At 58.4% G+C, this 21,047-nt stretch carries 18 protein-coding genes; all 18 read left to right on the forward strand.

All coding sequences use genetic code 11. The features are described 5' to 3' along the window. Positions 1–116 precede the first annotated feature (116 nt). The 18 genes from DW724_RS01070 to nadD all read left to right on the forward strand — a co-directional run bounded on the left by DW724_RS01070 (position 117) and on the right by nadD (position 21,013). Positions 117–1,211, forward strand: coding sequence for a TRAP transporter substrate-binding protein (locus DW724_RS01070; protein ID WP_118760373.1), 1,095 nt, complete (start codon positions 117–119; stop codon positions 1,209–1,211). 62 nt (positions 1,212–1,273) lie between these two features. Next, complete coding sequence (locus DW724_RS01075) at positions 1,274–1,816, forward strand: TRAP transporter small permease subunit (RefSeq protein ID WP_110436437.1); 543 nt, start codon at positions 1,274–1,276, stop codon at positions 1,814–1,816. Then, a complete protein-coding gene (locus DW724_RS01080) occupies positions 1,813–3,186 on the forward strand; it encodes a TRAP transporter large permease (protein ID WP_202183493.1) in 1,374 nt (457 codons plus the stop codon). The genes DW724_RS01075 and DW724_RS01080 overlap by 4 nt, the downstream gene beginning before the upstream one ends. A 747-nt stretch (positions 3,187–3,933) precedes the next feature. Beyond that, a complete protein-coding gene (locus DW724_RS01085) occupies positions 3,934–5,304 on the forward strand; it encodes a TrkH family potassium uptake protein (RefSeq protein WP_243105663.1) in 1,371 nt (456 codons plus the stop codon). A gap of 91 nt (positions 5,305–5,395) precedes the next feature. Then, positions 5,396–6,052 carry a potassium channel family protein gene (locus DW724_RS01090; protein ID WP_118760374.1) on the forward strand — a complete coding sequence of 219 codons (657 nt, stop codon included), beginning with the start codon at positions 5,396–5,398 and terminating at the stop codon, positions 6,050–6,052. Next, positions 6,049–6,816 (forward strand): TrmH family RNA methyltransferase, encoded by a 768-nt coding sequence (locus DW724_RS01095; protein ID WP_118760375.1) that lies wholly within the window; start codon positions 6,049–6,051, stop codon positions 6,814–6,816. The genes DW724_RS01090 and DW724_RS01095 overlap by 4 nt, the downstream gene beginning before the upstream one ends. Before the next feature lie 13 nt (positions 6,817–6,829). Continuing rightward, on the forward strand, positions 6,830–8,077 hold the full coding sequence (gene dprA, locus DW724_RS01100) for a DNA-processing protein DprA (protein ID WP_118760376.1): 1,248 nt from the start codon (positions 6,830–6,832) through the stop codon (positions 8,075–8,077). A gap of 241 nt (positions 8,078–8,318) precedes the next feature. After that, on the forward strand, positions 8,319–10,805 hold the full coding sequence (topA, locus tag DW724_RS01105; protein WP_118760377.1) for a type I DNA topoisomerase: 2,487 nt from the start codon (positions 8,319–8,321) through the stop codon (positions 10,803–10,805). Further along, positions 10,802–12,106: a methylenetetrahydrofolate--tRNA-(uracil(54)-C(5))-methyltransferase (FADH(2)-oxidizing) TrmFO gene (trmFO, locus tag DW724_RS01110; protein ID WP_118760378.1), complete on the forward strand. Its 1,305-nt coding sequence runs from the start codon at positions 10,802–10,804 to the stop codon at positions 12,104–12,106. The genes topA and trmFO overlap by 4 nt, the downstream gene beginning before the upstream one ends. Before the next feature lies 1 nt (position 12,107). Further along, complete coding sequence (gene plsX, locus DW724_RS01115) at positions 12,108–13,124, forward strand: phosphate acyltransferase PlsX (protein WP_118760379.1); 1,017 nt, start codon at positions 12,108–12,110, stop codon at positions 13,122–13,124. Positions 13,125–13,146: 22 nt separating this feature from the next. Further along, positions 13,147–13,815: a ribonuclease III gene (rnc, locus tag DW724_RS01120; RefSeq protein WP_117750987.1), complete on the forward strand. Its 669-nt coding sequence runs from the start codon at positions 13,147–13,149 to the stop codon at positions 13,813–13,815. Positions 13,816–13,955: 140 nt separating this feature from the next. Further along, positions 13,956–17,531, forward strand: a complete 3,576-nt coding sequence (smc, locus tag DW724_RS01125) for a chromosome segregation protein SMC (RefSeq protein ID WP_118760380.1) — start codon at positions 13,956–13,958, stop codon at positions 17,529–17,531. 22 nt (positions 17,532–17,553) lie between these two features. Next, positions 17,554–17,757, forward strand: a complete 204-nt coding sequence (locus DW724_RS01130) for a hypothetical protein (protein WP_117492604.1) — start codon at positions 17,554–17,556, stop codon at positions 17,755–17,757. Between the two features lie 51 nt (positions 17,758–17,808). Beyond that, a complete protein-coding gene (gene ftsY, locus DW724_RS01135) occupies positions 17,809–18,777 on the forward strand; it encodes a signal recognition particle-docking protein FtsY (protein WP_118360396.1) in 969 nt (322 codons plus the stop codon). Continuing rightward, complete coding sequence (gene rph / locus DW724_RS01140; protein WP_117492600.1) at positions 18,764–19,489, forward strand: ribonuclease PH; 726 nt, start codon at positions 18,764–18,766, stop codon at positions 19,487–19,489. The genes ftsY and rph overlap by 14 nt, the downstream gene beginning before the upstream one ends. After that, positions 19,489–20,061, forward strand: coding sequence for an RdgB/HAM1 family non-canonical purine NTP pyrophosphatase (rdgB, locus tag DW724_RS01145; protein WP_118760381.1), 573 nt, complete (start codon positions 19,489–19,491; stop codon positions 20,059–20,061). Before rph ends, rdgB begins: the two co-directional genes overlap by 1 nt. A 62-nt stretch (positions 20,062–20,123) precedes the next feature. Next, positions 20,124–20,423, forward strand: a complete 300-nt coding sequence (locus DW724_RS01150) for a YhbY family RNA-binding protein (protein ID WP_110436450.1) — start codon at positions 20,124–20,126, stop codon at positions 20,421–20,423. Continuing rightward, a complete protein-coding gene (nadD, locus tag DW724_RS01155) occupies positions 20,420–21,013 on the forward strand; it encodes a nicotinate (nicotinamide) nucleotide adenylyltransferase (RefSeq protein ID WP_118760382.1) in 594 nt (197 codons plus the stop codon). The genes DW724_RS01150 and nadD overlap by 4 nt, the downstream gene beginning before the upstream one ends. Positions 21,014–21,047 lie beyond the last annotated feature (34 nt).

The following is a 21,047-nucleotide window of genomic DNA, read 5'->3' on the forward strand; positions in this document are numbered from 1 at the left end:
CCTCCTTGTGCACGAGCAGTTAGTTCGCAAACGTCCGCAAAACGGCGTTTTCGATAGAGGAAAAAGAACAAGGAGGCTAAAAAGATGAAAATCAAAAGATTGATGGCAGGTCTGCTTTGCGGTGCAGTCGGTGCGGCAACGCCGCGGACAGCGGCATGATGGATGCGGCAAACGCCAATGCAGTTGCAGGCGGCAGCAGTGATCTGCCGGTCATCACCTGGAAGATGGGTTCCACCTGGGGTGACGGCAACATTCACTTCACCTGTGACGAGCGCTTCTCCGAGCTGGTCAGCCAGCTGACCGACGGACGCTTCACCATCACCAACTATCCGGAAGGCTCGCTGTGTGCGGCAAATCAGCTGTTTGATTATGTCCAGAACGGCACCATTCAGTGCGGCGGTGACTGGGGCGGCTACTGGAGCGGCAAGGATACCGCTTTTGAGCTGCTCTCTACCACGATGGATAACTTCACCGGCATGGACTACTACATCTGGATCACCCAGGGCGGCGGTCTGCAGTGCTATCAGGATATGTACGGCAAGTACAACATGACGTATTTCCCGATCATGATCAATCACGCAGAGTCCGGTATCCGTTCGACCAAGCCGATCACTTCTATCAAGGACATGCAGAGCATGAAGATCCGCCTCGGCGGCGTTATGGCAGGCCGTGCAGCGGAAAAGCTGGGCATCAACATCACCACCGTTGCAGCAAGCGAGTTGTATGAGTCGCTGCAGCGCGGCGTTATCGACGGCGGCGAGTTCTCCACGCCGTGCTCGGATGATTCGCTGAAATTACAGGAGGTTGCCAAGTACTGGTGCTCGCCTGCATGGTATCAGTCCGGCGGTGTCAACGGCGTTATGATCAACAAGGACGCGTGGAACGAGCTTCCTGAGGAGTACCAGAACGCCATCCAGATGGCGGCTGAGATCTGCACCTCCGAGCAGCTGTCCCGCTACCTGTGGATGGATTTCGATTCCACCAAGAAGATGCTCGAGGAGGACGGCTGCATCGTCACCAAGATGAACCAGGACGACTGGAACACCATCCGTGAGACCTGCCGTCAGGTTTACGAGGAAGAAGCTGCGAAGAATGAAAACTTCAACATGGTATACAGCTCTATGCAGGATTACCGTGAACATGCCGATACCTACCGCGCAATGCTCGGTGACTACGGCTGGGGCTTCAACTACGATGAATCCGAAAAGTGACCGACAGAGTGTTCCGTGCTCTCTTTTGAGAGTACGGAGCCTCAGAAGATGAGGTGTAATATATGAAAGTGATCAAACGCATCTGCGATGTGATCGACCTCGTCAATGACTGGATTGGCAGGATTGCTTCCTTCGCCGTTCTTGGCATTCTCGCGGTCATTGTTACCGAAGTCGTGCTGCGCCGTTTGTTCCACAGTCCGCAGATCTGGACGATGGACGTCATCTGCATGACCTTCGGCTGCTACATTATCATGGTCTGCGCCTACGGCTTCCAGAAGAAGGCCTTTGTTGCGGTTGATGTGCTGTATGCACGGCTTAAACCGCTTGCGCAGAACATTCTGCACCTGATTACCTATCTGGTGTTCTTTGTTCCGTTCGTATTCGTGCTCGTGCCCGAGAGCTTCGGATTTTTCCTTCGCTCGTATACCACGGGTGAGCGCGGCTACTCGGTATGGGCGCCGCCGGCATGGCCGGTCAAGCTGGCGCTGTTCGTCGGCATGACGCTGCTCGCACTGCAGGGCATTTCCGAGATGCTCAAGTGCGTGCGCGGCATCGGTGAAGCCGTTTCCGGCACGGATGATACGAAGGGAGGCGACGCTGCATGATGGAAATGCTGACCAATCTTGTCACGCAGTCCGGCGTTGGCGCAACACAGCTCAGCGCGATCCTGCTTGGCGTACTGTTCCTTATCATGATCATCGGTCTTGCGGCCGGTCAGGAGCTTGCGTTCGTCCTCGGCGGCGCCGGTGTTGTTATCGGTTATCTCGCCTGGGGCGGCCCGGGCATCACCATCGCCATGACCAAGGTGTACGACCAGATGCAAAGCTATTCCATGGTCGCCATCCCGATGTTCGTGCTGATGGCAAACTTTTTGACACATTCCAAGGTTGCGGATGGGTTGTTCCTCTCTATCCGCTACCTGCTTGGTCCTCTGAAGGGCGGTCTCGGTCTGGCAGTGATCGTGGTTTCCACCGTGTTTGCTGCCACGACCGGTATCGTCGGCGCATCCGTTGTTACCATGGGCATGCTGTCCGTACCGGTGCTGCTGAAGTGCGGCTATAAGCCGTCTCTCGCGTGCGGCATGGTGTGTGCGGGCGGTTCGCTCGGCATCCTGATCCCGCCGTCCATCATGCTGGTTTCGATGGGCTCCTATGCGAATGTATCGGTCGGCAAGATCTTCTTCGCCGCCATCGTTCCGGGTCTTGTCCTGTCGCTGTTCTACATGATCTATGTGTTCGTCATCTGCCATATCCACCCGGATTACGGTCCGGCGATGACTACCGAAGAGCTGGCTGCCATGCCGCTGCGTGAGCGCATCACCGGTTCGCTCATCAACCTGATCCCGCCGGTCATCCTGATCGTCGGCGTGCTTGGTTCCATCTTCACCGGCTGGGCAACTCCGACCGAGGCGGCAGGCGTTGGCGCACTGTTCTCGCTTATTCTCGCAATTTTCTACAAGCAGTTCAGCTTCAAAATGCTGTACGATTCGCTGATCGACACCGCAAAGACTTCTGCGATGGTATTCATCATCCTGTTCGGCGCGTCTGCCTTCACCGGCATCTTCATGTCGCTCGATGGCGACCAGCTGATCGCAACCTGGATTTCGAGCGTTGGCATCGGCAAATGGGGCGCGTTCGCAATCATGATGACGATCGTATTCGTTATGGGCATGTTCCTCGACTGGCTGGGTATCGTTATGATCGTGTTCCCGATCTTCCTGCCGATTATGGATATGTTCGGCTTTGACCGCCTGTGGATCGTCGCAGTTACAGCTGTTATGCTGCAGACCTGCTTCATGACGCCGCCGTTCGGCTTCGCACTGTTCTACATCAAGGGCATTGTGCCGCCGTCGGTCAAAATACAGGAAATCTACCGCGGCGTTATCCCGTTCATCCTGATTATCATCGCAGTGGTAATTCTGGTAACGGTATTTCCGCAGATTGTATATTTCCTCCCGAATCTGGTAGCATCTTAATCTTTCTCCTGAGCCTTCCGGCAGCCACCTGTGCCGGAAGGCTCATCTGCGTTAAGGAATAGCAGGCTTTGGGCAAAAAATAACTATTGACTGTGCAGGATATGGTGTTATACTGGATGGGTACGCAAAAAAACGTACTATTTGTTGCCTGTGTTATTTTACAGTTCAATGCGGTTCCCTCTCACCGTGAAAAGGGACATGTGTAGATGCGTTTGAACTGTGGAATAAATCTCTGTCTGCCGGATTGTTGGAGTATTTGCCGGCGGCAGCCCCCTCCGGGCTCTCTGATCTGTTGGAAATCAGAGAGCACTTGCTTATTCTTGCGTGGAAAAATTCCGTAAATCGCTTGACTTATCGAAAAATTTCGGGTATAAGATTATATTGAACAGTCAAAAATTCGATGTTATACTATTATATAATGTATGCCTGTTTGAAGCCTGAACGGTATGGTCAGGCTCGGTTTGTCGAAAAGGTCAATATTCATGCAGCTTCAGCCAATTCGCGCAGCAGCGCGTGTAAAATAGCATTTGCTTTGCAAATGCAAAAAAGTCGGGGCGTGTACCTGACTTTTTTGACTTCTGGAGGGAGAAAGTTTCTGTATTGGAACTTTCGGACGACTTTGGAACGGCTCACGGTCCGTTCCTGCTTGTCAGCGAAATTGTAGTTTCGCCGACAGCCTAAGCCTGAACGGTGCGTTCAGGCTTTCGGTATATCATACTGCAGCATCGTTAAAGGAGGGGATTTATCGTGCAGACGCAGATTTTTATGGTGCATAAGCGGCATCTGGGACTGCGGGCGCCGACGGTGCTTGCCGTCGGCTTTGCGCTGACGATTCTGGTGGGTGCGCTGGTGCTGATGCTGCCGGTGTCGGCGGCAGACGGACAGATAACGCCGTTTCTCGACGCGCTGTTTACAGCAGCCTCGGCGAGCTGTGTTACCGGACTCGTCACGGTCAGCACGGCGGTGCACTGGTCGGTATTCGGCAAGTGCGTCATCCTGCTGCTGATTCAGATCGGCGGACTCGGCTTTATGTCCGTCGCGGCTATTGCGTCGTTTGTCCTGCGGCGAACGATCACGCTGCACGAGCGCATGGTGATGAGCGCGGGACTTAATCTGCCGGACGGCGGCGGCATTGTCCGTCTGACACGGCGCGTGCTGTTCGGCACGTTTATCATCGAAGGAGCGGGAGCAATTCTGCTGTCCTGCCGGTTCGTGCCGCATTACGGTTTCCCGAAGGGAATCGTAATGGGCGTGTTCCACGCGGTTTCGGCGTTCTGCAACGCAGGCTTTGACCTGATGGGCACACCGGACGATCCGTTTCAGTCGCTCATCGGCTGGGCGGAGGATCCGCTCGTGAACATTACGGTGATGGCGCTCATCGTGCTCGGCGGCCTCGGCTTTTTCGTGTGGAGCGACGTGTGGGACAAGCACAGTTTCCGCCGCCTGCGCCTGCACACGAAAATCGTGCTGACGGCTACGGCAGGACTGCTGCTGTTCGGCTTCGGCTGGACGCTGCTGTTCGAGTGGAGCAATCCGGCAACGCTCGGTGCGTTAGATACCCCGCACAAGCTGCTTGCGGCGGCGTTTGAGTCCGTGACCCTGCGCACGGCAGGCTTCAACACCATCGACCTCGGCGCGCTTACCGGCCCGAGTCAGGCGGTGTCGTGCCTGCTCATGTTCATCGGCGGCTCACCCGGCTCGACAGCAGGCGGCATCAAGACCGTGACGGCGGCCGTGCTCGTGCTCACGGCCATCAGCGCCTTCTGCGGACGCACAACGGTTTCGGCGTTCGGCCGGACGATTGTGCCGCGCAGCATCATGAACGCTGTATCCCTGCTCATGGCAGGCGGCGTGTTCTGTCTGGCGGGCGCCTGTGCGATCGCCGGAATTGAGGACGCACCGTTTCACCAGTGCCTGTTTGAAGCGGTCTCCGCGTTCGGCACGGTCGGTGTGTCCATGGGCCTGACACCGACATTGTCGTCGGCTTCGCGCGTCATTCTGATCGCGATGATGTATATGGGCCGTGTCGGTGTGCTGACGCTCGGCGTTGCCGTTTTCATGCGCCGCAGAGAGCCGCCAAGGCTCAAATACCCGGACGCAGATGTGTTTATTGGTTAAGGCAACATCGCACGATTAAAGCAGCGGCGCTTTACGTGATGATGCCTTTATAGTGAAGTAGATTAAGCAGTTATCCAAAGGAGAGACAGATATGAAATCCTTTCTGGTAATCGGCATGGGCCGATTCGGTACCGCTGTTGCGCAGGAGCTGACCGAGCTCGGTCAGGAGGTTTTTGCCATCGACGAGAACGCCGAGAGCGTGCAGCGCATCGCGGAGGATGTGACGCAGGTCATGCAGGGCGACGCGCAGGACGAAGCCGTGCTGGGGGCCATCGGCGTGCGCAACTTCGACTGCTGTATTGTTGCGGTAGGTACGGATATGGAGGCGAGCATCCTCATCACAGTCATGCTCAAGGATCTGGGCGCGCAATACATCATTGCCAAAGCAAGAAGCAATGTGCATGCCAAGGTGCTCGAGCGCGTCGGTGCGGACCGTGTTGTCCTGCCGGAGAGCGAAATGGGCTGCAAGCTGGCACAGCGCCTGGCACATACCAACGTGGTGGATTTTATCGGCGTGTCGGACGAATACAGCATTCTGGAGATACACGCGCCGAAAAGCTGGGTCGGCAAATCGCTGGTGCAGCTTGACGTGCGGCAGAAGCATAAAGTGAATGTGCTCGCCGTCCGTCATGGTGAACAGGGTGCACTGGATGCAAGTCCTAAGCCGGATAGGGCCATCGAGCCGGATGATCTTCTGTTTATCATGGGCGAAAATAAATTTGTGAGCAGGGTGGTGGAACTGGGTTGATTGAGATACAGAGCCGTCAGAATGCCGCGCTCAAGCACCTTGCGCGGCTGGGACGGGAACGAAAATACCGCCGGAGCACGGGGGAAATGCTGTGCGAGGGCGAAAAAATGCTGGGAGAAGCACTGCGTTCGGGCGCGAAGCTGAAAACCGTGCTTGTGAGAGACGGCTGGGACAGTCCGCTCGTCAAAGAGGCGGAAGAGCAGGGAGCATCGCTCTATTCTGCACCGGATGCGCTGTTCAAACTCGCAAGCGAGGTGGAAACGCCGCAGAACGTCATCTTCTCCTGCTCACAGCCGCAGTGGACGGCGGACGCGCTGGACGGAGCCGGGCAGGTGCTCCTGCTGGACGGCTTACAGGACCCGGGCAACCTTGGCACGATCTTACGCACCGCCGAAGCGTTCGCGCTCGGCGCCGTTGTGTTGTGCGAGGGCTGCGCCGATCCGTTTTCACCCAAGGTCGTGCGCTCGACGATGGGCGCGGTGTTCCGTCTGCCGTGCGTGACGCTCCCGCTTGCAGAGGCCGCCGAACGGCTGCACCGGAACGGTCTGCCGCTGTATGCCACCGCGCTGCACGAGGACAGCGTGCCGCTTTCCTCGGTGTCGCTTTCCAAAGCCGCCGTTATCATCGGCAGTGAGGGAAAGGGCGTGACCGAGCAGGCGCTCCGTCTGTCCGATAAGCGCGTGATCATTCCCATGAAGGGCCGTGCCGAATCGCTCAATGCAGGTGTTGCCGCGGCCATCGTGATCTACGAAATGACAAAATGAGGAGGCGGGCACTATGCCGTCAAGACTCAGCTATGTTTGGCTTTCGCTCAAGCGCGGACTCGGCTCGCGCACAGCCGCCGAGGTACTCGATGCCTTCGGCTCTCCGGAGGCGGTGTTCGCCGCCGACCGGCAGGCACTGACAGCTGCGCCGTGTGAGCTGCGCAAGACCCATGTCGATCTGCTGTGCGACAAGGATACGTCCGAAGCAGAGCAGGTCATCCGGTCCTGCACGGAAAAGAATATCCAGATCATTACCATCGGTGACAGCGCTTACCCGGACCGCCTGCGGGCGATCCCGGATCCGCCGACCGTGCTGTATGTGCGCGGACGCTGGCCGGATTTCGACAGCGTTCCCGCTGTAGCCGTCGTCGGCACGCGCAAGGCGACGCCGTATGGCCTGAAAGTCGCCGATCAGATCGGCACAACGCTTGCCCGAGCGGGCATGATAACCGTCAGCGGCATGGCGCTCGGCAATGACGGCGCGGCACACCGCGGTGCGCTGAAGGCAGGCGGCTTGACGGTCGCCGTGCTGGCGGGCGGACCCGATGTGTGTTATCCGCCGCAGCACCGCAGCCTGATGGGCGATATCCTGCTCATGGGTGCCATCATCAGCGAATATCCGCCCGGCACCGAGCCGCACGGACGCAATTATCACCAGCGCAACCGCATTATCAGCGGCCTGTCGGTCGCGTCCGTCATCGTGGAGGCGAGCGACTGGCGTTCGGGTGCGCTCATTACTGCGCGTCACGCGCTCGATCAGGGACGCGATGTGTACGCTGTGCCCGGCCCGATCGACGCGCCGCAGTCGCAGTCATGCAATGAGCTGATCGAAAAAGGCGAAGCCGCGCTGCTCAGCAGCCCGGTGACGCTCGTGCGCGCCTACGGCGGCATGATGCCCGAACAGGCGGTACAGCAGGCGTTCCGGCGCCAGACCGGCGAGTATCCGGAACCGGCGGCACGGAGCGCGTGGGAGGACATTCGCAGGCGCGAGCAGCAGGCCGAACAGCGCCGCGCTGCTGCGGCAGAAAAGGCGAAAGTCGAACACAGACAGCCGTCCGCGGCCGCAAAACCGCTGCCGGACGGCTTAAATGAGGATGAAAAAACCATCGTCACGCTTGTGCGGGACGGTGTGAGCACGCCCGAGGAGCTGATCGACCGCTGCGGTCTGGCAGCACCGCGGGTGATGAGCCTTGTCACTATGCTGGAAATGGATGGGATACTGCGCCGTGAAAAGGGCAGACTCATTCTCGGTACTTGGTGATAAGCAGGAGAGAGAAGAAAAGAAATACACGCATTCCGCACCGTAGGGTGCGCATTCAATAGAATTTCCGCAGGAAATTCATAAAAAGGGGGAGCATGTATCACCCTTTTTATACAAGTGCCGAGAAAAGATTCGACGAAGGAGGAACTTTTCTCCGCATGGGATGTATCCGAACCCGCGGTTCGGTACATCCTCTCGTACGCAAGCGTGGTTGCGTACGAAGCCATTTCTGGAGGTTTTTATGTCTAAGTTAGTCATCGTGGAGTCCCCGGCCAAGGCAAAGACGATCGGAAAATATCTCGGTTCGGACTATGTCGTCAAGGCTTCGATGGGACATCTGCGCGATCTGCCGAAAAAGAAAATGAGCATCGATATCGAGCACGATTTCCATCCGGAATATGTGCCGATCGAGGGTAAAGATAAAATCATCAAGGAAATCCGCAGCGAAATCCGCAAGAGCGATTTCGTCTATCTCGCAACTGACCCTGACCGCGAGGGAGAAGCGATTTCGTGGCATATCAAGGAGCTGTTCAAGCTCAAGGACAAAAATTCCCGCCGCGTGACCTTTAACGAGATCACCAAGCAGGCGGTCCGCTCGGGCATCGAGAACCCGCGCGATATTGATATCGATCTGGTAAATGCACAGCAGGCACGCCGCATTCTCGACCGAATCGTTGGCTATCAGCTGTCGCCGTTCCTGTGGCGCAAGGTCAAGCGCGGTCTGTCCGCAGGCCGTGTGCAGAGCGTTGCAACCCGTCTGGTCGTGGACCGTGAGAACGAAATCCGCGCATTCGTGCCGGAGGAATACTGGTCGATCGAGGCCCTGCTGCAGACCGCGGACGGCGGCAAGTTTTCAGCGCGCTACTACGGCGATGCGAACGGCAAGGCCGAGCTGAAAAACGAAGAGCAGGCGATGCATGTTGTCAACGCTGTTACCGGCAAGCCGTTCACCGTCGGCAATATCAAGCGCGGCAAGAAAAAGCGCACCGCCGCACCTCCGTTCATCACCTCGACGCTGCAGCAGGAAGCCAGTCGCAAGCTGAATATGACGCCGCGCCGCACGATGAGCATCGCGCAGGAGCTGTACGAAGGTATTGAACTCGGTGAATACGGTCTGACCGGCCTTATCACCTATATGCGTACCGACTCGCTCCGCCTGGCGGACGAGGCCACCGCTGCCGCTGCCGGATTCATTCGCGGCCGCTACGGCGAGGAATATTATCCGGGCAAGCCGCGTGTGTTCAAGACCAAGGGCAACGCGCAGGACGCGCACGAAGCCATTCGTCCGTCCAACGTGCAGCTGCTGCCCGAGGAGATCCGCAAGTACCTGACGCCCGATCAGTTCAAGCTGTACCGCCTGATCTGGTCGCGTTTTGTGGCCTGCCAGATGGCAGACGCCATTCTCGATACGGTTTCCGCCGATATCGTCTGCGAGGGTCAGGTGTTCCGCGCATCCGGTCATACGGTCGCGTTCCCGGGCTTTACTGCGGTTTACGAGGAGGGCACGGACGACGAGAAAAAGCAGGATTCCGCAGGAAAGCCGCTGCCGCGCTTCGATCAGGGCGACAAGCTGACCGCCGAGAAGATCGAGCCGTCCCAGCACTTTACGCAGCCGCCGGCTCGCTACACCGAGGCATCGCTCATCCGCGCGATGGAGGAACGCGGCATCGGCCGTCCGTCCACCTATGCACCGACGATTTCCACCATTATTGACCGCGATTACGTCACCAAGGAGAACAAGGCGCTCCGTCCGACACCGCTCGGCGAGGGCGTTACCGGCCTGCTGGTAGACGAGTTTAAGTCGGTTGCCGATTACGAGTTCACCGCCAACATGGAGCACGAGCTGGACGAGGTCGAAGCGGGCAAGCTGAACTATATCCAGCTGCTGCACAACTTCTATGACGGCTTTGAAGCTGCGCTCAAGCAGGCAGAGATCGACCTCGAGGGCAAGCGCATCAAGATTCAGGACGAAGTGACCGACGTTATCTGCGAGAAATGCGGACGCAACATGGTCATCAAGTCCGGCCGGTTCGGCAAGTTCCTTGCGTGCCCCGGTTTCCCGGAGTGCACCAACACCAAGCCCATCACCGAGGACACCGGCGCTGCGTGCCCGGTCTGCGGTGCAAAGGTCGTGAAGAAAAAGTCCGCACGCGGCTATGTGTACTACTCGTGCGACACCTATCCGACCTGCCAGTTTATGACGTGGGACAAGCCGCTCAAGACCAAGTGCCCGAACTGCGATTCCTCGCTGTTCCGCCACACCGACCGCGATTCCAAGGAGGTCACGGACGTTTGTCTGCGTGAGGGCTGCGGCTACAAGGAGCTGGTCAAGGAGGGTCTGTCGCCTGAGGAAACCGAAAAGCGCCGCAAGATGCGCGAAGCGCGTGCCGCCAAGGCTGCGGAACGTGCTGCCGCAAAGGAAGCCGCCGAGAAGAACGGCGAGACCGAGGAAAAGGTCAAGAAGGTAACGAAAAAGGCGGCTGTCAAGAAATCCACCGCGAAGAAAACCCTGCCGTGGATGACCAAGACCACCAATAAATTCAAAAAGCTGAAGGACGAGGCTGTACAGGAGCTGACTGCCAAGCAGCAGGAGCAGTATGCCAAGGCTCTGGCAAAGTATGAAGCAGAAAAGGCGGCAGAAAAGGCAAAAAAAGCCGCTGAGAAGAAAGCAGCAGCGAAAAAGCCTGCCGCAAAGAAAAAGACCACGGCAAAGGAGAGCGCCGAATGAGTGAAATGGTAACAGTAGTCGGCGCAGGACTGGCCGGCTGTGAGGCTGCATGGCAGTTGGCACAGCGCGGTATCTCCGTGCGCCTGTGTGAGATGAAGCCGGTGCAGCACACGCCTGCGCACCACTCGGACGATTTCGCTGAGCTGGTGTGCTCCAACTCGCTGCGCTCGGATGAGCTGGCGAACGCCGCCGGTCTGCTCAAGGAGGAGCTGCGCCGTCTGGACAGCCTTATCCTTTCCTGTGCGGATGCACATCGCGTTGAGGCAGGCGGCGCACTGGCGGTTGACCGCGAAGCCTTCGCGGCAGCCGTCACCGAGAAGATCAAGAACCACCCGAATATCGAGGTGGTCTACGGTGAAGTGACCGAGATTCCGGAGGGCAGAGTGGTTATCGCTTCCGGCCCGCTGACCTCGGATGCGCTGTTCGAGGCCATCCACGCCAAGGTGGGCGGCGATTTCCTGCACTTTTACGATGCCGCCGCGCCGATTGTCACGGCTGAGAGCATCGATATGGATTCCGCCTACGAGGCGTCCCGCTACGGCAAGGGCACCGCAGATTACATCAACTGCCCGTTCTCCCGCGAGGAGTACGAGGCGTTCTGGAACGCGCTGACCACCGCTGAGGAAGCACCGGTACACGGCTTTGAGGATTCCAAGGTATTCGAGGGCTGTATGCCCATCGAGGTCAACGCGCGTCGCGGCTTTGACACGCTGCGCTTCGGCATTTTGAAGCCCATCGGCCTGCCGGACCCGAAAACCGGCAAGGACCCGTATGCAGTCCTGCAGCTGCGCCGCGACAACGCAAACGGCACGCTGTACAATCTGGTCGGCTGCCAGACTCACCTCAAGTTCGGTGAGCAGAAGCGCGTGTTCTCCATGATTCCGGCGCTGAAAAACGCTGAGTTCGTGCGCTACGGTGTCATGCACCGCAACACATTCCTGGATTCTCCGCGCCTGCTGAACGCGACTTACGCGCTCAAATCCGACCCGCGCATCCGCTTTGCGGGCCAGATGACCGGCGTAGAAGGCTATGTGGAGTCCACCGCCTCCGGCTGGGTGGCAGGCGTGGCAACGGCCATGGACGTGCTCGGCAAACCGATGCCGACACTCGACCGCCTGACCGCCACCGGCGCACTGGCGACCTATATTTCCGACCATACGGTCGCGAAATTCCAGCCGATGAACGTAAACTTCGGCATTATCGAGCCGCTCGGCTATAAAATCAAGGGCAAGCGGGAGAAGAACACCAAAATCTCCGAGCGGGCGCTCGAGCAGATCGAAAAACTGAAGGGAGAGCTGTAATATGAGGATCATCGTTGATGCGATGGGCGGCGATAACGCGCCCGAATCCGCTGTATGGGGCGGTGCGCTGGCTGCGAAGGAATACGGCGAGGAAGTGCTGCTGGTCGGCAAGCCGGAGGTCGTAGCGAACGTCCTGAAAGAAAAGGGCCTCTCCGATGTCAAGGGCATCACCATCATGCCTGCGAACGACTTAGTCGATATGCATGACGATCCCGCAACGGTACTTCGCCGCAAGCCGGATTCGTCCATGGCGGTAGCGTTCAAGCTGCTCAAGGCCGGCGAGGGCGATGCGCTTGTTTCCGCGGGCAACACCGGCGCACTGCTCACCGGCGCGACGCTGTACGGCGGCCGCATCAAGGGTATCCGACGCGGTGCGCTGGCACCGGTTATGCCGTGCGCGAACGGTCAGGTCATGCTGTGCGATGCAGGCGCGAACACCGAATGCACCGCCGAAATGCTGCTGCAGTTCGCGTTCCTCGCTTCGCTGTATGCGGAGAAGATAAACGGTGTCATCAAGCCGCGTGTCGGTCTTGTCAACAACGGCACGGAGGATACCAAGGGTGATCCGCTCCGCAAGGAGGCTTACGCGCTGCTGAAAAAGGCGGGCGACGAAGGCCGTCTGAATTTTGTCGGCAACGTAGAGGGCAGCATGGTGCCGCTCGGTGCGTGTGATGTTGCTGTCTGCGACGGCTTTACCGGCAATGTGCAGCTCAAGACCATCGAGGGCGTGGCGAAGTTCATGTCGAAGGAGATCAAGGGCGTGTTTATGGCGTCTGTCGGCACCAAGCTCGGCTACCTGCTGTGCAAGAAAGGCATGGACGACTTCCGCGAGGTGTTCAATCAGGACAAGATCGGCGGCGCGCCGTTCCTCGGCATCGCAAAGCCGGTCATCAAGGCGCACGGCTCGTCCAACGAGATCGCGGTGATGAACGCGGTCCGTCAGGCGATTGCGTACACCAAATCCGGCATGATCGATGCAGTTAAGGAAAACATTCAGTACATGACGGTTTCCGAGTGATCCACAGGAAGAAGGAACAAAAATGCTGAAAATTGACTATAAATTCAAGGACGAGAGCCTTCTCCGGCTGGCGATGACCCATTCGTCCTATGCGAATGAGCACCACGGCACGCATTTGCAGTGCAACGAGCGCCTGGAGTTTCTGGGCGATTCCGTGCTGGGCTTTGTCACGGCGGGTTACCTGTTCACGCACTATCCCGACCTGCCCGAGGGCGACCTGACCAAGCTGCGCGCGGCAGTTGTCTGCGAGGGCGCACTGGACGAGATCGCGCACGAGATCGGTATCCCGGAAGCCATCCGTCTGGGGCACGGTGAGGAGATGGGCGGCGGACGCAAGCGTGCGTCCATTCTCGCTGACGCAACAGAGGCTTTGCTCGGCGCCATCTTTATGGACGGCGGCATCGAGCCTGCCCGCGCGTTCGTGCTGCGGTTTATCCCGCACAAGGTCGAGGTTGCGCTGGCAGGCGGCGCGTTCAAGGACTACAAGACCATGCTGCAGGAGATCGTGCAGAAGAACAAGCAGGAAACGCTGGAATACCGTCTGGCAGGCCAGTCCGGCCCGGACCACGACAAGCGGTTCACCATGGAGCTGCTGCTCAACTCCAATGTGTTCGCGCAGGGCATCGGCAAGAGCAAAAAGGAAGCCGAGCAGATGGCTGCGAAGAAGGCCTTGGAAAATATGGGATGCTGACGCTTATCGTCAAACCGCAATAGAGATAAACGGCAAAGAGGTCGAGAAATCGACCTCTTTTTTCTGCGTGACGCAGTTAGTCGTTGAAAAGATACTGCCGCAGTGGTAAAATAAAACTATCTATAATAAAGAGGTGGCATATGGTTCTCAAAAGCCTGATTTTACAGGGCTTCAAGTCGTTCCCGGATCGCACCGAGATCAAATTTCTCGGCGGCATTACGGCGATCGTCGGTCCGAACGGCTCGGGAAAATCGAATATTTCGGATGCCATCCGGTGGGTTCTGGGGGAGCAGTCCTCGCGGTCTCTGCGCGGCGCGAAGATGGAGGACGTGATCTTCGGCGGCACAGCCAAGCGCGGTCCGGTCGGCTTTGCCGAGGTTTCGCTCATTCTGGACAATTCGGCGCATGTGTTCCGCTCGGAATTTACCGAAATTATGGTCACGCGCCGGTACTACCGCTCGGGCGAGAGTGAGTATTTCCTCAACAAAAAGCACTGCCGCCTCAAGGACGTGCACGAGCTGTTTATGGATACCGGTCTGGGACGCGACGGCTATTCCAGCATCGGACAGGGCCGCATTGATGAGATTCTGTCCTTCAAGAGCGAGGACCGGCGCGAAATCTTCGAGGAAGCCGCAGGCATCACCAAGTTCCGCTACCGTAAGGAGGAAGCCGAGCGCAGACTGTCAGCCACCGAGGAAAATCTGGTGCGTATCCGCGACCTGTACGGCGAACTGGAAAACCGGCTCGAGCCGCTCGAGCAGCAGGCTGGCAAGGCGAAAAGGTTTCTGCATCTGCGGGATGAGCTGCGCGTGCTTGAGGTCTCGCTGTGGCTGCTGTCGCTCGAGCAGCTCAAGAATGACACTGCCAAGCTGAATAAAGACCGGACAACCTGCGAAAAGCAGCTTGCGGATGCAAAACAGCAGCAGGGAACGCTGTATGCGCAGTCCGAGCAGCTGGCTGAGTCACTGCGTGAGATTGACAGGGAAACCGAACGTCTGCGAAACGAGCTGCGCGAAGCCGAGCAGTTTGCCGCCGAGCAGATCAGCCGTGAGGCGGTTATTCAGGCGAACATCCGCAACTGCGAGGAGAATATCGAGCGCACACGGCAGGAGAGCGCACACCGCGCCGAGCAGGTGCAGAGCATGGATGCGCAGCTCGCCGAACGGCGCGAGCGTATTTCTGCATGGAATGAGCAGGAGAAGGTACAGTCGGCTGAACTGGATGCACTCCGAAAACAGTCTGCTGAGCAGGAGCAGCAGCGCACACAGGCCGAGCAGGCACTTGGGCAGGCTGAGCAGGCGCAGCGCAGGCAGGAGCGCACGCTGCACGTGCTCGAACTCGACCGAACAGCCGCCGAGAGCGGTCTGGCGGGCATGAACGACCGCAAAATGACGCTGGATTCCGAAATCGCAGCAGCGGCACAGCAGCTGGATACCGAAAAGCAGGTACAGGACAATCTCGAGCGGGAACTGACCGCGTGCGAGCAAACGCTTACCGAAACGGCAAAGCAGGCGCAGACGGCAGCCGCTCAGGCGGAGACCTGCCGCCGAAAGGCCGAGCAGGCGAAGAACGACCTGCGAGCAGCGCAGTCCTCGCTGAGCGAAATGCAGAGCCGTGTAAAAATGCTGACTGACATGCAGCACGAGTACGAGGGCTTCTCTCGGTCGGTGAAAGCCGTCATGCGGCAGGCTGAAAAGGGTGCGATGAACGGCGTGCACGGTCCGGTTTCCGCGCTCATCACGACCGAAAAGCGGTTCGTGACGGCAATCGACACTGCACTCGGTGCGTCGGCGTCCTCCATCGTGGTGGACAGCACGAGCGTGGGCAAGCAGTGCATTTCGTACCTCAAGCGCACGGACGGCGGCCGCGCGACCTTCCTGCCGTTGGATACCATTCGGGCAAACAGCCTGCGGGAGACCGGCCTGGAACGGCAGAACGGCTGCTTCGGCACCGCAGATGCTCTCGTCAGATTTAATGAAAAATATAAGAATATTGTGTGCAATCTGCTGGCGCGCACGGTCATTTCGGAGAATATGGACACTGCGCTGGCACTGGCCAAGGCGTACGGACACCGGTTTCGCATTGTCACCTTAGACGGACAAATCCTGCAGGCAGGCGGCGCCATGACAGGTGGCTCGGTCTCCCACGGCACCGGCGCACTGGCGCGTGCGGAACGCCTGCACGCTGCCGAGGAGCGCGTGCGCGCACTCGAGCAGGAGCGAAAAATGCTGGCACAGACCGAGCAGGCTGCAGGACAGGAACTGGAATCGCTTGCCGGGCAGGCGCAGACCATCGAAACCGACCGCCGGCACGCGGAGCAGGAGAGAGCCGGACTTGCTGCTTCGGTAAAACAGCATAAATTCCTGTTGGAAAGCCTGCAGAAACGGTATGACAGCCTGATTTCTGAACAGACTAACTTCACAGCGACACAGCAGAAGTATGAACAGACACTTGCCGCCTGCACGGAGCGCCGGTCTGCCGCAGAGCAGGCGCTTGCAGCTGCCGAGCAGGTCTGCACCGAGCACCGTACGGCAGTGAACGCCGCCGCGGAACAGCTGGCGCAGACGGCTTCGCGCATCACAGCCGCGCAGACCGCGCTCGCGGAGACGCGCACGGCGCAGGACAGCGAAGCACGCGCACTCGCGGAACTTGAGCGGCTCAAGGCCGACCTCGACGCGGGCGTGTCCGGTGCGGAGCAGACGATTGCAGGCTTTGCGGCGGAAATCGCACGCCTGACCGATGAACTCACCCAAGTCCGCGCAGCCAAGCACGGACGCGACACGACCGCCCGGCTGCTCAGCGAACAGCTTGCGCGGCAGACCGGCAGGCGCGAACAGACCGAGGGCGAACGGGTCCGTCTGGAAAAGGCGGCACAGAGCCGCAACGAGGAAATCCTTGAACTCGAACGCGAGACCGCCCGACTGGAAAACCGCGCCGGACAGCTGAAAACCGAGGAAACACAGATTCTGGATAAAATGTGGGAAAGCTACGAGCTGACACCCACACCGGCGGCAGAGATTGCCAAACCGATTGAAAACCTCGGTGAAACGCGCGGCCGTGTGCAGGAACTGCGCCTGAAAATGCGGGCGCTCGGCAACGTCAATCTGGATGCGGTGGACGAATTTCAGCGCGTGCAGGAGCGGTACAGCTTTCTGCGGGAGCAGAAGGACGACCTCGAGACCGCGCAGACCGATCTGCGCAAGGTCATCGACCAGCTGACCGTCAGCATGAAGGAGATTTTCGCGTCCGAGTTCGCCAAGCTGAATGTGTACTTCCGCGATACCTTCCGCGAGATTTTCGGCGGCGGACACGCCGAACTGCAGCTTGCCGATACCTCGGATATTCTGAACTGCGGTATCGACATCCGCGTGTCTCCACCGGGCAAGGCGGTTAAAACGATTACGCTGCTTTCGGGCGGTGAAAAGGCGTTTGTCGCTATTGCGCTGTACTTTGCGATTCTCAAGCTGCGGCCTACGCCGTTCTGCGTGCTCGATGAGATCGAAGCCGCGCTCGATGATGTAAACGTGCAGCGGTTTGCAAAATACATTCGCCGCCTGACAGATTCGACACAATTTATTGTAATTACCCACAGACGTGGTACAATGGAAGAAGCAGATATGCTCTACGGCGTGACCATGCAGGAGCAGGGCGTTTCCAAAATGCTGATGCTCAATCTGGCTGAGGCAGAAAAACGGCTCAAAAATACCATTAAGTAATGGAAAATGGAGAATTGCGGCAATGGATATGCGAAGCGCAAAATATCCGTATCGGCTGGATGTGGAAAGGCGATTGCCGGACGGCTCTCTTACGACAGACGGCTATGCGGCGCGGCATCCGGTTGAGTTTCGGCACTGGGGACACGCCCGCGGCTATGTTCTCTGGGGTGAGCGGATTGACCGCACGGACTGGGAAAACTGGCGTATCAACTACTATGGGAAATAATAACTAAATACGGATTCCTGATTTGCAAGATAAAAACATAAGGAGATAAGCATGGGATTTTTTGATAAAATTAAGCAGGGCTTCAAGAAAACCTCGGATGCGGTGAGCCATTCGCTGGACAGCGTGTTTGCGGCATTTGTCAAGATCGACGATGATTTGCTCGAGGAGCTGGAAGAAGCACTCATCCTGTCGGACGTCGGTGCATCCACGGCGGCGAAGATCGTCGCTGAGGTGGAAAAGCGCGCCAAGCTGCGCAAGACCACCACGGCAGACGAGCTGCGCGATTTACTCCGCGAGGTGCTGACCGACAACATGCTCGATAACCAGCCGCTGAATACGGACGGCAAGCCGGCGGTCATTCTGGTAATCGGCGTCAACGGTGTCGGCAAGACGACCTCGATCGGCAAGCTGGCGGCCCGCTATGTCAATGAGGGTAAAAAGGTTATGCTGTCGGCGGCGGATACCTTCCGCGCAGCGGCAGCGGACCAGCTCGAAATCTGGGCTAAACGTGCCGGTGCGGACATCGTTCGCCACGGCGAGGGCGCAGACCCGGCAGCTGTTGTGTTTGACTCCATCTCGGCGGCCAAGGCACGCGGCAGCGATATTATCATCGTGGATACGGCAGGCCGTCTGCACAACAAGGCCAACCTGATGAACGAGCTGGCGAAGATCGACCGCGTTATCTCCCGCGAGCTGCCGGATGCGTCGCGCGAAACGCTGCTCGTGCTGGACGCGACCACCGGTCAGAATGCGGTTCATCAGGCTGAGGAGTTCAACAAGGCTGCCGAGCTGACCGGCATTATTCTCACCAAGCTGGACGGCACCGCAAAGGGCGGCATCGTAATCGCCATTTCGGCAGGACTGGGTGTTCCGGTCAAGCTGGTCGGCGTTGGCGAGGGCATTGACGATCTGATCGACTTTGATCGTGCGGCATTCCTGGAGGCCATCCTGCCGCCGGTTCACGAAAACACAGAAAACGACGAGGAACAGACCGAGGAGGACGAAAATGCAGAGACCTGACGGAAGAACCAAGGGCGCAATGCGTCCGGTGAAGATTACCACTGATTATACGATGTACGCGGAAGGCTCGGTGCTGGTCGAGATGGGCAACACCAAGGTCATCTGCACCGCGTCGGTCGAGGAAAAGGTACCGCCGTTCCTCGAGGGCAAGGGCCTCGGCTGGGTAACCGCCGAGTACGCGATGCTCCCGCGTGCGACCAACACCCGCAAAAAACGCGATATCAAGTCGCTCAAGCTGGACGGTCGCTCGAGCGAGATCCAGCGTCTGATCGGCCGTGCGCTGCGTGCGGTCGTTGACCGCGAAGCACTCGGTGAGCGCCAGATCACGATTGACTGCGATGTTATTCAGGCGGACGGCGGCACGCGCTGCGCGTCCATCACCGGCGGATTTGTTGCACTCTGGCTTGCATGCAAAAAGCTGCTGGCCGACGGCGTGATCGAGAAAATGCCGCTCACCGCACAGGTTGCAGCCGTTTCGGTCGGCATTTTTGAGGATGAAGCCGTGCTCGACCTCAACTACGCCGAGGACAGCCACGCCATCGTGGACTGCAACGTGGTTATGACGAGCAAGGGTGAGTTCATCGAGGTGCAGGGCACCGGCGAGGGCCGTCCGTTCACGGATACCGAGCTGCGCAAGCTGCTCGGACTCGGCAAGCGCGGCTGCCTGACGCTGTGCCGCAAGCAGGCCAAGGTGATGGGGGAAAGTCTGTAATGCAGTTTGTACTTGCTTCCCATAACAAGAAAAAGCTGGCAGAGCTGTCCGCTATCGTGAGCAGCCTCGGCATTGAAATCATCCCGCTGCCGGAGGGTGCCCCCGAACCCGAGGAAAACGGCAAAACCTTCGAGGAAAACGCCATGATCAAGGCAAAATCCGCCGCAGAATTCACCGGTCTGCCCGCTCTCGCGGACGACAGCGGCCTGTGCGTGGATGCGCTGGACGGCGCTCCCGGTATCTACTCCGCGCGCTACTGCGAGGGTACGGACGAGGACCGCAATGCCTTCCTGCTGAAAAATATGCAGGATAAGGAAAACCGCGCCTGCCGTTTCGTGTGCGCGATCGCGTGTGTGCTTGCGGACGGCGAAACGCTCACCGTGCGCGGTGAATGTGAAGGAGAACTGCTCCGCGAGAACCACGGTGCAGGCGGCTTCGGCTATGACCCGCTGTTCTATGTAGAGAAATACGGCTGTACCTTCGGCGAACTGCCCGCAGAGGTCAAGAATACAATCTCTCATCGGGCAAATGCTTTGAATAAGCTGAAAGAAGCCTTAAAGGATAAAATATAAGCGAATCCGTAGGGCAGCCCGCCCTACGAAAAAATATAACGAAATTACAGGAGTTTACATTTATGCTTAACACAAAACAACGCGCACAGCTTCGTGCAATGGCAAACCCGCTGGCGGTCACGCTGATCATCGGCAAGGAAGGCGTAACCGACGCGGTAGAACGCGAACTGGACGCGCTGCTCGAATCCCATGAACTGGTCAAGGGCAAGGTGCTCGAGAGTGCGATGCTGACGCCGCGCACGGTATCCGAGGCGCTCTGCGAGGCCACCGGCGCGGACGCTGTACAGTGCATCGGCTCCAAGTTTGTGCTGTACCGCCAGTCCAGCGATGAGGACAAGCGCAAGATCGTTCTGGTAAAATGAGGACAGGGATTCTCGGCGGCACGTTCAATCCGCCGCATCTGGGACATCTGCACGCGGCGGAACTCACGCACCGTGCGCTGAACTTAGATCGGGTGCTGTTCATTCCGACTAACATTCCGCCGCACAAGGCTCTGCCGGAGAACACCGCGTCCGCAGAGGACCGGTGCGAAATGGTGCGCCGCCTGACGGCAGATATGCCGTGGGCACAGCTCGACACCATCGAGATCGACCGCGGTGGCGCAAGCTACACGGTGGACACGCTCCGCGCGCTTCATGCACGCGGTGAGACCGACCTGCACCTGATCGTCGGCACGGATATGCTGCTCTCGTTCGATAAAATCTGGCGTGCGCCGGACGAGATCGCGCGGCTGGCTTCGCTTGCTGTCTGCGCCCGCGAAAACGAGGACTGGGACGCGTTGCGTGAAAAGGCGGCGGCGCTCAAGGACTCACTCGGTGCAACCGTAGAGCTGGTGCAGGGTGACAGCCTGACCATTTCCTCGACCGAGCTGCGGCAGGGCGGTGCACTGCGATGCTATACACCGGAATCGGTCGCGGATTACATCGAAGAAAAGCATTTGTACGGCTATTAAGCCTGTAAAATACAGGTTTGACAGATAAATACAG

The organism is Butyricicoccus sp. AM27-36 (genome assembly GCF_003480945.1).
Classification (GTDB): Bacteria; Bacillota; Clostridia; order Oscillospirales; family Butyricicoccaceae; genus Agathobaculum; species Agathobaculum butyriciproducens.

What these genes read in the sequence shown, in the direction of transcription:
- DW724_RS01075 (WP_110436437.1), top strand. Translation starts at nt 1,274, where the DNA reads ATGAAAGTGATCAAACGCATCTGCGATGTGATCGACCTCGTCAATGAC.
- DW724_RS01080 (WP_202183493.1), top strand. Translation starts at nt 1,813, where the DNA reads ATGATGGAAATGCTGACCAATCTTGTCACGCAGTCCGGCGTTGGCGCA.
- DW724_RS01090 (WP_118760374.1), top strand. Translation starts at nt 5,396, where the DNA reads ATGAAATCCTTTCTGGTAATCGGCATGGGCCGATTCGGTACCGCTGTT.
- dprA (WP_118760376.1), top strand. Translation starts at nt 6,830, where the DNA reads ATGCCGTCAAGACTCAGCTATGTTTGGCTTTCGCTCAAGCGCGGACTC.
- topA (WP_118760377.1), top strand. Translation starts at nt 8,319, where the DNA reads ATGTCTAAGTTAGTCATCGTGGAGTCCCCGGCCAAGGCAAAGACGATC.
- trmFO (WP_118760378.1), top strand. Translation starts at nt 10,802, where the DNA reads ATGAGTGAAATGGTAACAGTAGTCGGCGCAGGACTGGCCGGCTGTGAG.
- plsX (WP_118760379.1), top strand. Translation starts at nt 12,108, where the DNA reads ATGAGGATCATCGTTGATGCGATGGGCGGCGATAACGCGCCCGAATCC.
- rnc (WP_117750987.1), top strand. Translation starts at nt 13,147, where the DNA reads ATGCTGAAAATTGACTATAAATTCAAGGACGAGAGCCTTCTCCGGCTG.
- smc (WP_118760380.1), top strand. Translation starts at nt 13,956, where the DNA reads ATGGTTCTCAAAAGCCTGATTTTACAGGGCTTCAAGTCGTTCCCGGAT.
- DW724_RS01130 (WP_117492604.1), top strand. Translation starts at nt 17,554, where the DNA reads ATGGATATGCGAAGCGCAAAATATCCGTATCGGCTGGATGTGGAAAGG.
- ftsY (WP_118360396.1), top strand. Translation starts at nt 17,809, where the DNA reads ATGGGATTTTTTGATAAAATTAAGCAGGGCTTCAAGAAAACCTCGGAT.
- rph (WP_117492600.1), top strand. Translation starts at nt 18,764, where the DNA reads ATGCAGAGACCTGACGGAAGAACCAAGGGCGCAATGCGTCCGGTGAAG.
- rdgB (WP_118760381.1), top strand. Translation starts at nt 19,489, where the DNA reads ATGCAGTTTGTACTTGCTTCCCATAACAAGAAAAAGCTGGCAGAGCTG.
- DW724_RS01150 (WP_110436450.1), top strand. Translation starts at nt 20,124, where the DNA reads ATGCTTAACACAAAACAACGCGCACAGCTTCGTGCAATGGCAAACCCG.
- nadD (WP_118760382.1), top strand. Translation starts at nt 20,420, where the DNA reads ATGAGGACAGGGATTCTCGGCGGCACGTTCAATCCGCCGCATCTGGGA.